The following is a 9961-nucleotide window of genomic DNA, read 5'->3' as shown; positions in this document are numbered from 1 at the left end:
GGGGGAAACACGGGGAAGGGGGGGGGGGTGGGGGGGGGGGGGGGGGGGGGGGGGGGGGGAGAGGGGGGGGGGGGAGGGGGGGGGGGGGGGTTTTTTGGGGGGGGGGGGGGGGGGGGTGGGGGTTAGAGAAAGAGAGGGTGGTGATGGGATTTGGTGGTGATGAAAGTGGTGGACTTCTTTTTTTGGGGGGGGTGTTTTTGGGGGTGAATAATTGAGTAATTGATATTTTTTAATATCTTTGCACCTATATTTATATAAATCAATAATGAAAAGAGTTTTTATACTTTGGCTATTAGCTTGCTCTTTTGTTCAAGGGCAGACTTCTATTTGTATAGGTGAACAATTATCGGTTTCTTCTAAAGTGTTAGGTGAAACGCGTACTATAAGTGTGTATTTGCCTGATTCGTATTACGACTCTACTTTAAAAAAGACAAACTATCCTGTGGTGTATCTGCTTGATGCAGAAACAAACTTCAACTATTTTTCTACTTTGATGGGGAAATTGGCTCAGGGAATCCCTAATGTGCCTGAAATGATTGTCATTGGAATTGAAAACACACAGCGCGAAAGGGATTTTGGGAGCGATAGTGACCATTTTTGGCAGTTTGTGGCTGATGAGCTTATTCCTTTGGTTAAAAAACAATACAGATGTAGTGATTTTCGCATTTTAGTAGGTCACTCATTGAGTGGATTGGCGGTGGTTTCTGCTCTTAACAAACATACAGAGCTATTTAATGCTTATATTGCACACGACCCAAGTTTGTGGTGGGGAAAAAACGATGGAGAGCGGTTGTTTGAAGCGAATAAAGGAAAGGATTTTAAACATCGAATATTCTATTTATCGTATTCGGGGAAGAAGGTGCGCAACAATGGACGCAGTAGGCATCGGGAGGCGATAGAGGCGGTGCAAGCAATGGCGACAAAGGGAGCTTTTAAGAATTTGGAGACTTATTTTGTTGAATATCCCAACGAGAATCACGGCACAATACAAGTGGTAGGAAATATGGATTTGATGCGGAGGCTTTTTGCAGAGATGTTCATCGACCGCAATGATATTGAGGAGAATCCAGCAGTTATCCAGCAGCGGTATGAGGCGCTTTCTAAAAGGTTACATTATAAGTTTGTGCCGAGTGAGAAGTATTTGAGAAATACCGAGAAATGGCTGAAGAAAGTAAAAAGTGAAAAGTAAAAATAGAAAAGGTGCTTAGAGAGATTGTTTTCCAAGCACCTTTTTGTTTTATTATTTGAAGTGACCGATAGCGTTGATGAAAGAAGCTCCTTTTACAGTGAGACCTTTGGTGGCTACATTGGTAGCAGGATTAATTACATAGATAGCAGGGTCACTGTTTTTTACATTTACTGGTAGATAGACTTTACCATTGTAGACAGCAAGCTCTACGGGGTTTGACGTCATATTAGCAAAATCAGATAGAGCTGGCAGTCCGGTTACCCAGTTGAAAGATTTAGCTTCCATATCTACAATAGCAAAGCGGTTTACATCTACTCCATTGAGGGCAGCTTTTGAAGCATCATTAAAGAACTCAAGCAAGAACTTATTACCGGTGATATGCCATACACGACGGAAGATTCCGTTACCGGATACTGCTGAAATATCAAAGAAGTAAGAGGCATCAAAGTCGGTAGCACCTTGTTTGATACGCAAAGCACCTGCAGGTTTTGTTGAAGCAACATCGGGAGTTTGAGGGGCTTTTACTTTAGGAGGATTCTTAGCAATTGCTCCTGAGAATACATATACATCGCCATTATCGGCTTTACCCATTTCTAACAAATATTGAGATTTGAAACGACCTGCGCTATAGCTGAGCTTATCGCTTTTATAGCTACGTTTGAGGTTCAAATCTTTGTCGAGTACTCCTACATAAACCACATCGGGATTGTGGATTTTACCGGTACTTGAACCTTGAGCTACTTGTACATCTTTGTAATCAGAAACTATCATACCGCTGAAGAACTCACCGTTACCATTGTCTAAGATACCAGCAAACGACACGATTTCTTGAGTAGAAGAGGAGGTGTTCATCTCAGGAAGGAGATTTGCTGTATGGATAGTTTTGGTAAAAGCTTTGGTATAATTGTTGGCATTGCGGAAGTTGAAGGTTGCGCCGTCCTTTTTGCCTTCGTATTCTTGTCCGCCTACTACAGTTATCCAATAATCACCAAAGAAACCGAAAGTAGTAGCACGTTCGGCTACGTCAAAATCAGTAAGGTGTTTTACACCTTGAGCTGTTTTTTCGTAAGAAATACCGATACCAGCTCCTTTAAAGCCATAGGATAGACCTACTGCTGTGTTCTTGTTGAACTGCCAGAAATAGCCATTAGCTTCTTTGAATTGTTCTTGGTTAGCAGAAAGAGGGAGTTCACCATTTTCTACGTTTTTAGCGACCAATAGATAACGAGTTTTATTTTGATCACCTCCAGCATCGATGAAGAAGTTAGCTCCCTCGGCAGAAGGAGGAGGAACTGGAGTATTATCGTCTTTTTTGCAAGACGTAAGGGCTACGAAGCTAACTAATGAGCCTACAAGTAGCGTTTTTTTGAATGTTTGAAAATTGATATACATATATTTAGAAATTAGTTGTTAGAAATTAGGGGTTAGTAGAATCGGTAGGAGAGTTTGGCATAGAAAGCGCGACCGGCTTTTTGGAGGCTGTAGTTATCGTACAATAATTCATCGGTGATATTTTTGGCTTCTACAGAAAAACTTAACCGTTTATTAGGAGTGTAGTAGGTAAGACTTACGTCGTGAGAAAGTTGGCGAGGGACTTTAATTTTTGTTCCTTCGCTTTGCCACGAGGTAAAAAACTCTTCGGTGAAAAAGAGATTATAGTTTAGTGATAGTCTGTCGCGTTTAGCAATGATGCTTTCTATATTACAAGTAGCATCGGCGTTGCCAAATAGATAAGGCATATTGGGCAAACGGTCGTTATAGATAGCAGAAGGGCGACCTGTTTCAGTAAATTCTTCTTTGTTACGCAAGTTCATATAAGACAAGTTGCCACCTACTGAAAATGCATCTTTATAGAAGAAATAGCGCAGGGTAGCATCGACTCCCATATTGAGTACCTTACCGTGATTTCGGCTTCCTGCGGAGCCTTCATTAGCTCCTGCACTGATAATACTTCTGATGATATAATCTTTGATATAACGATAGGCAAAACCCACTTCTACTAAGAATGAATGCACTTTGAACGCAGGTTGGTAAGAGAGATTTACATTCAGGTTATCGCTATTTTCGGGTTTGAGCTTATAGTTGCCAATTTCTAAATCGCCATCGCCAAAGAGTTCGGTATCAGTAGGTAGGCGGAAACTTTTTTCGTAAGAAAGTTTAGCTTGTAGAGGCTTTAAGAGCTGATAAGTAGTCGCCCCACCATACCCCCAAGCCTGAGTGTGATGAGTTTCTTCTTCATATACCGCGCGACTTCCATATCCACTAATAATCACTGGACCTGTTACAGCTGTATTGTAATATTTACCGAAAGCTAATATATTCCAACGCTCGGAGGGGGTGAACTTATATGATAATCCAGATATATTCTTCTCATTGACACGCCTCATAAAATCGGAATCGAGGGTATAGTTGGTAATGAGCATATTTTTGTTACGCCGAATGTAATTACTGAAGGTGTGTGTGAGTTGAAAGGAGTGTTTTTCATTGAGTTGATAGTCTAAGTGTGAAGTAATATAGCCCGTTTTACCTTCAAAAATAGTATTCTGGAGTTGTGATTCACCACGAGTAACCATTGGTTCGTACTCACCCGTCCAGCTATAACGGCGAGCTTCTTCATCTACATTCTGAGTGGTGGTAAAATCATAACGCCCTGTAAGGAAGAAAGAGAGACCGTTGAGGATATTCTTTTTCTCATATTCTACTGAAGATGAATAGTTATGAGATTTGCGGTACTTGCCCCCGAAGACTTTTTGCATTAGGTTGGCGTTTTGGAGTTGTTTATCCTCCTGACTATAATTGAGCGCAAAAGAAAGTTTATCAGTCCATTTTTCATCGAAGATATTCACACGACCTATGATAGCCTCGTTGTGATAACGGTCGTGAAAACGTTTGAACCAGCGTTTTTCTTTAGAGTAAGAGCCTGTTTGGAGGTCGAGATATTCGGTAAATACTTTATAGCTGTTATCGGAGTAATTTTGGTAAGCATTGAGTTCTACACTGATGTTATCGGTGAGGAATTGCCCGAGGTTTAAGGTACTTTTATGGGTATTGAAAGAACCAAAAGTATAGGAAAGATTGCCGTAGTTGTATCGGCTTTTGCGCGTTACTACATTGATAGCGCCCCCAAGAGCATCGGCACCAAAAGTAACAGGTACCACACCTTTGTAAATTTCGATACGTTCGATAAGTTCAGCGGGGATATTATTAATGCGAAAAGAGGCATTCGCTTCGTTCATAGGTACCCCATCGATAAAGATACGCACGTGACGACCGGTAAAGCCATTAAGATTGATTGCTGTCTCTGCCCCAACTCCACCAGTTTCGCGCATCTTCACCCCCGATACACGAGCAAGCATATCGGCAGCATTGCTGTTGAGATTGCGGAGCTGTTGAGCTTCGATAGCAACCACGTTGTAAGCTGCTTTTTGCACTTGCTTGATAGGTGATTGCCCTGTGAGCACAACCTCACTGAGTTGCGTAACTTCTTCATCTACAGGTTGAGAGAAGAGTTGAGTTGCACAAAAAGAAGTGAGCAAAAGGATTATATATTTAGGTGATAAAGGCATTATCGTATCTCTGTTTTTAGAATAACGGGGGCAAAGGTACGAAAATTATTTTGAATAATCCTAAATTAGCAATGATTTATCTTCCCATATATATCAACAAGATACTAATATCGGCGGGAGAGACACCGCTGATACGAGAGGCTTGAGAAAGGGTTGTTGGGCGTATTTTCTTTAGTTTTTCACGTCCTTCGAAAGAGAGGGAGATAATTTTATCGTAATCAAAATTATCGGGAATACGCACGCTCTCTAAGCGGTTCAGTTTATCGGCGTTATTGCGTTCTTTCTCTATATAACCTGCGTATTTAACTTCTACTTCAGCACAAGTTTTTTCTTCTTCATTAAGGTTATTTTCCTTTATATAACTTGCGATGCGGTCTATAGACTCAAAATCGGCGAGAGTTACATCGGGGCGTGAGAGTACTTTTTGGAGTTTATCACCTTGTTTCATTGGTGATGAATCGTATTTTTCGAGAATAGGATTCACTTCATCGGGGGTAACGCTCAATTCCTTTATATAGGTAATAAAGTCGTTTACTTTGCGATTTTTGGTTTCCCAAGCGCGGTAACGCTCTTCACTTACGGTGCCTATTTCATACCCCAGAGGAGTAAGGCGGCTATCGGCATTATCCTGACGGAGGAGGGTGCGGTATTCGGCACGAGAGGTGAACATACGGTAAGGCTCTTCGGTGCCTTTGGTGATAAGGTCGTCGATGAGAACTCCTATATAAGCCTCGTCGCGTTTCAGTACAAAAGGCTCGCGTTCGCGCACTTTTAATACAGCATTCACGCCTGCCATCAATCCTTGAGCAGCAGCTTCCTCATAGCCTGTAGTTCCGTTGATTTGTCCGGCGAAGTATAAGTTTTCTATCAGTTTTGTTTCGAGTGTATGTTTGAGTTGGGTAGGTGGGAAATAGTCGTATTCAATGGCATAACCAGGACGGAGGAATTTCACTTTTTCAAAGCCTGCCACCTGACTAAGGGCAGCATATTGCACTTCTTCTGGCAAAGAGGTTGAAAAGCCATTGACATACATTTCAACCGTATGCCATCCTTCGGGTTCTACGAATAGTTGGTGACGTTCTTTATCGGCAAAACGGTTGATTTTATCTTCGATTGAAGGACAATAACGAGGTCCTACGCCGTGTATAATTCCTTGGAACATAGGCGAGCGGTCAAAGCCCGTACGAAGGATATTGTGTACGCACTCGCTGGTGTAGGTCATATAACAATCTTTTTGTACGGCAAGAGGTTTTGTTTCAGAGGAAAAAGAGAATTTTTGAGGATGCTCGTCACCTGGTTGAGGAATCATCTTGGTAAAGTCGAGAGAACGAGCATCTACACGAGGTGGTGTACCGGTTTTCATACGACCAGCTTCAAAGCCGTGTTGCACGAGACATTCGGTAAGTCCGTGAGCAGCAGGCTCACCTACACGACCGCCGCCGAACTGTTTGAGCCCTATGTGCATCACCCCATTGAGGAAAGTACCATTGGTGAGCACCACACTTTTAGCTTTGATAGTAACCCCTAAAGAGGTGCGTACCCCCACTACCCTATCCTTTTCGATAAGCAGGTCGTTTACCATACCTTGGAAGAAATCAAGGGTAGGGAGACTTTCCAGCTGTAAGCGCCACGCTTCGGAAAAGCGCATACGATCGGATTGTGCGCGCGGACTCCACATTGCAGGCCCTTTGGACTGGTTGAGCATCTTAAATTGGATAGCCGTTTTATCGGTAATAATACCCATATAGCCGCCCAGCGCATCGATTTCACGCACTATTTGTCCTTTGGCGATGCCTCCCACAGCGGGGTTGCAGCTCATTTGGGCTATATGTTGGAGGTTCATAGTAATAAGGAGGGTTTGTGCGCCCATATTGGCAGCAGCAGCAGCAGCTTCGGCACCTGCGTGCCCTGCACCTACTACTATCACATCATATTCAGTTGTAAACATTTATCGATTTGTCAATTTTTTGATTTGTCAATTGGGTAATGGGAGTGATTATCAGTGTAGCAACAAAAAATTTGCCAACCATTTTTGATTGCCTATAATTTCAGGCGGCAAAGGTACAAAACAATTGACAATTAACAATTAATAATTAACAATTTACCTCGCGGTAAGCGCGCTCTAAGAAGCGGTATTGAGCTTTGGGCATCGTTACAGTGATGGGGGTATTAGGTTGCTGGCGGGTGTAGATATAGGCTTCTTCTATTAGTCTATTACCTTTTTTTGAACGACTGTGGTGTTCTTGCCGACATTTCCATTCTAAATGCACTATATCCGTCAGCGGAATTCCCTCACTAAGATTCGACATAAAATAGGCTTTCTCTTGGCAAATCACTACAAAAGGCGAATAGCGTTGAGCGAAGTTTATCAACTGCATCATTTGGATAAAGCGCTCGTAATCAGCATCGCTCATTGCTTCTAATAGCTTTTGTAAGTATTTAATATTTCGACTGTCGTGAAAATATAAGGCTATACACCATCCTAAAAATCCTGCTGCAGTAGGGTAGACTATAAAAGGATGCTGCTGGGTATAGAGAAGTAAATTTTCATAAAAAGAATGAGGCATATCCAACAACTCAAAAAGTAGAAAAGAGCAAAAAGGCAGGCAAAACAATAGCCCTATGGATACTGATACTACCCCTACGTATTTCTTTAATTTAGCGATGTACAGCTTCCGTTTTTCGGGCATATAACGCGGACTGCTATAGTGCAAGTTGTTATCGGGTTTTCTATTGAAAAAATAGTAACCCGTTGCTATGCAGAGTGCCCAAAAAGGGATAGTAGCAACAAAACCCATTATTGATTTTTTGTTAAATAGTTGTAAAGAGCTTGAATGCTTTTTTCAAATCGTTTAATGATTTTAGGGTTGGTAACCTTATGCCACAATTGGGGTTGTTCATACCAAGCGGTACTTGCGCCAGCACGGCTATAGCCGAGTTCTAACTGTCCGTTGATATTTACTATAAAGTAGTAATCGGAGGGGAAATAGGCATCTTTCACATCGAAGAAAACGATAGCTTTAGGGAGGTAGAAATCGCCGTATTCATAGGTAGTATGAGGCTTTTCGGTATTCCAAACCACAGCGTGTTTAAAAGGTTTGTTGTTATTCCAAAAAGCAAAGGTAGATTTTTTTTGAGGGAGCTCAAAAATTTGGAGCGCATCTTCGGGAATGAAGGCGCTGAGTGCTATAATTTTATCAAATAATTCGACTGTAATGACCTCGTTTTTCAGGGGTACATCGTGTAGTTTCTTTTCTCTATAGTAAATGCGTGGCATAATGATGTAAGTCTTTTTTGAGCGTGCAAAGTTAGTAATAATTTGTTAATTTGCCAATTCGTTAATAGGCTTGTAGTGTTTTTCTTTTTTGTTGTATTGCCATTCTATCATAGTTTCTTGCTTGGCGGAGAGTTCTTCATTGCAAAAACCTTCGGCATCGGGAACGATATGTATTTGATTGGTAGTGCGGTGTTCCATCAGGGCAAAAAAACCGTATACCTTATGAGGTAGAATGCTAAAATGGCTGGTAGTTTCTTCTTTAGAGCCATTACAAGGGATGTGCCCCGCACTAAGTTCACCACCTTCTATCTTTCCTGAATAAGTCATTACATTGGCTGTAAATATGTTATGAAGTTTTTTACCTTTGGGTATCAACCAAAGTAGCTCTTCTCGTCCGGTAGGGTTATAGCGCACACTATTAGAAAAGAAAGCTCTGAGTTGGTAAGCGGGAGTTTTAGTATTCAGTTGTTGGGGGTGGGGTACTATTTCTAAGCCTCTCAAAGCGTTGTCTTCGGCTATAGACCATTGGTTTTCACCTTTGTAATAGGATTTTATTTTCTGTTTAGCTATATGGTAGTTTATCACATACAAATCTATTTTTACAGCGCCCTGTTCTCTTTTAACAATTGGAAAGGTGATGAGCTGATACAGAGAGTCGCCTTGTAGAGCTTGTGTGTTATAGAAGTCCCAATAAACTTGACGTTTTTCGATTTTGAATTTTTTTTCAATTGCTTTGAAAGCAGGTGTTTCATAAGGGAGGTTTTGAGAGAAAATTGCTAAGGGCAAGAATAGTAAAAGATACAGATAAGGTTTCATTTTTTTATTTGTTTTTATAAGGTTCATTAATCTTGGGGCAAAGGTACAAATAATTTGTCAATTAGTCAATTAGTTGATTTGTTAATAAAAAATAGTAGTTAGTTTTTATGATAACCAACTACTATTTTCTATTTTTTAATTTCTAATTTCTATTTCTTGAGGTATAACCAACCTACTTTAGATTCTTTTTGACCATTTTCATCTATATATTCGATGATATAATAGTAAGTACCTTGTGGAAGATTTTCTCTACCTTCTACCGTTACTCTACCATTAGAGAAGCCTTTGAATACATTGCGCACATTGTCGTAACCTTCTGTATCAAATACTTTTACGCCCCAACGGTTGAAAATACGTACTGTATTATTAGGATAGTTTTCAATACCACCGATGTGGAAGTGATCATTTTGAGAATTTCCACTGATATTTATAGCATTATAAATGGTTAAACCGTTAATCACTTTTACGGTTACAGTAGCGCTCACACATACTCCATCGGTATTACAGATTTCATACACAAAGGTATCTATACCTACAAAATTAGTATTTGGAGTATATGTTACTGTATTGTCGTGATTTACTACAGCTGTGCCATTTGTTGGTATAGTTGTAATATGAGGGGTAACCGTACCGTGAGGGGTATCGTTGTGCAACACATCTATTACAATAGGGGTGTTAATAGGGGTTGTTGCCTCATCATTTGCAGCTGCTGGAATTGGCGCTGGCGTTCTGTGAACTACTATAGTTGCCGTGGCACTGCTACAATTGCCTGGGTTTAACTTCTCACAGATACTATAAGTAACCGTATAAGTTACCCGATGCGGTACCTGCTGGCACGGTGAGGGTGCCATCGGTATGGGTTTGAACGCCTGTTGGAACAGTTAGCCAAGTGAGGGTTACTGAAGTAGTACTTGGGTTCAAGTGCCCGTTGAGACTATCATTGGTGAGTACACTATTAGTAGTACCTCCATTAGCACCGTTGGCAATTGTAAGGGTATCGGTATTGGCGATAATAGCAGGGGCTCCCACTACTATAGTTGCTGTGGCGGTACTGCAATTGCTTGGGTTGAGTTTCTCACAAATGCTATAAGTAACCGTATAAGTACCCGATGC

Annotated in this window: 9 protein-coding genes; 1 reads left to right on the top strand and 8 read right to left on the bottom strand. The window is 41.2% G+C overall.

The window, feature by feature from the left end:
- The first annotated feature begins 265 nt into the window (after positions 1 to 265).
- Positions 266 to 1189: an alpha/beta hydrolase gene (locus tag JMN12_RS14515; RefSeq protein ID WP_203139979.1), complete on the top strand. Its 924-nt coding sequence runs from the start codon at positions 266 to 268 to the stop codon at positions 1187 to 1189.
- Between the two features lie 51 nt (positions 1190 to 1240).
- On the opposite strand, the gene JMN12_RS14510 is transcribed toward JMN12_RS14515, so the two are convergent.
- The 8 genes from JMN12_RS14510 to JMN12_RS14475 all read right to left on the bottom strand — a co-directional run.
- Entirely contained in the window at positions 1241 to 2581 is a 1341-nt protein-coding gene (locus JMN12_RS14510; protein ID WP_203139977.1) for a DUF4374 domain-containing protein, read from the bottom strand.
- A 32-nt stretch (positions 2582 to 2613) separates the two neighbouring features.
- On the bottom strand, positions 2614 to 4755 hold the full coding sequence (locus JMN12_RS14505) for a TonB-dependent receptor (RefSeq protein ID WP_203139975.1): 2142 nt from the start codon (positions 4753 to 4755) through the stop codon (positions 2614 to 2616).
- A 76-nt stretch (positions 4756 to 4831) separates the two neighbouring features.
- Complete coding sequence (gene mnmG / locus JMN12_RS14500) at positions 4832 to 6703, bottom strand: tRNA uridine-5-carboxymethylaminomethyl(34) synthesis enzyme MnmG (protein WP_203139974.1); 1872 nt, start codon at positions 6701 to 6703, stop codon at positions 4832 to 4834.
- Positions 6704 to 6848: 145 nt separating this feature from the next.
- Positions 6849 to 7553, bottom strand: coding sequence for a signal peptide protein, YSIRK family (locus JMN12_RS14495; RefSeq protein ID WP_203139972.1), 705 nt, complete (start codon positions 7551 to 7553; stop codon positions 6849 to 6851).
- Positions 7553 to 8032, bottom strand: a complete 480-nt coding sequence (locus JMN12_RS14490; RefSeq protein ID WP_009751187.1) for a hypothetical protein — start codon at positions 8030 to 8032, stop codon at positions 7553 to 7555. Before JMN12_RS14490 ends, JMN12_RS14495 begins: the two co-directional genes overlap by 1 nt.
- 45 nt (positions 8033 to 8077) lie before the next feature.
- Positions 8078 to 8848: a hypothetical protein gene (locus JMN12_RS14485; protein WP_238423940.1), complete on the bottom strand. Its 771-nt coding sequence runs from the start codon at positions 8846 to 8848 to the stop codon at positions 8078 to 8080.
- A gap of 149 nt (positions 8849 to 8997) precedes the next feature.
- The gene (locus tag JMN12_RS14480) at positions 8998 to 9699 is read right to left on the bottom strand and encodes a gliding motility-associated C-terminal domain-containing protein (protein WP_203139970.1); all 702 of its coding nucleotides are present in this window, start codon (positions 9697 to 9699) and stop codon (positions 8998 to 9000) included.
- Positions 9641 to 9961, bottom strand: a 321-nt coding sequence (locus JMN12_RS14475) for a hypothetical protein (RefSeq protein ID WP_203139968.1), incomplete at its 5' end; no start/stop codon positions are given. The genes JMN12_RS14480 and JMN12_RS14475, both read right to left, overlap by 59 nt.

This window comes from Capnocytophaga genosp. AHN8471 (genome assembly GCF_016806945.1).
Taxonomy (GTDB): domain Bacteria; phylum Bacteroidota; class Bacteroidia; order Flavobacteriales; family Flavobacteriaceae; genus Capnocytophaga; species Capnocytophaga periodontitidis.
The sequence above is the reverse complement of the archived record's forward strand: the minus strand, read 5'-3'. Positions and strand labels throughout refer to the sequence as shown.

Excerpts from the sequence above, each read along its gene's own strand:
- JMN12_RS14515 (WP_203139979.1), top strand. The coding sequence starts at position 266 with ATGAAAAGAGTTTTTATACTTTGGCTATTAGCTTGCTCTTTTGTTCAA.
- JMN12_RS14510 (WP_203139977.1), bottom strand. The coding sequence starts at position 2,581 with ATGTATATCAATTTTCAAACATTCAAAAAAACGCTACTTGTAGGCTCA.
- JMN12_RS14505 (WP_203139975.1), bottom strand. The coding sequence starts at position 4,755 with ATGCCTTTATCACCTAAATATATAATCCTTTTGCTCACTTCTTTTTGT.
- mnmG (WP_203139974.1), bottom strand. The coding sequence starts at position 6,703 with ATGTTTACAACTGAATATGATGTGATAGTAGTAGGTGCAGGGCACGCA.
- JMN12_RS14495 (WP_203139972.1), bottom strand. The coding sequence starts at position 7,553 with ATGGGTTTTGTTGCTACTATCCCTTTTTGGGCACTCTGCATAGCAACG.
- JMN12_RS14490 (WP_009751187.1), bottom strand. The coding sequence starts at position 8,032 with ATGCCACGCATTTACTATAGAGAAAAGAAACTACACGATGTACCCCTG.
- JMN12_RS14485 (WP_238423940.1), bottom strand. The coding sequence starts at position 8,848 with ATGAAACCTTATCTGTATCTTTTACTATTCTTGCCCTTAGCAATTTTC.
- JMN12_RS14480 (WP_203139970.1), bottom strand. The coding sequence starts at position 9,699 with ATGGCACCCTCACCGTGCCAGCAGGTACCGCATCGGGTAACTTATACG.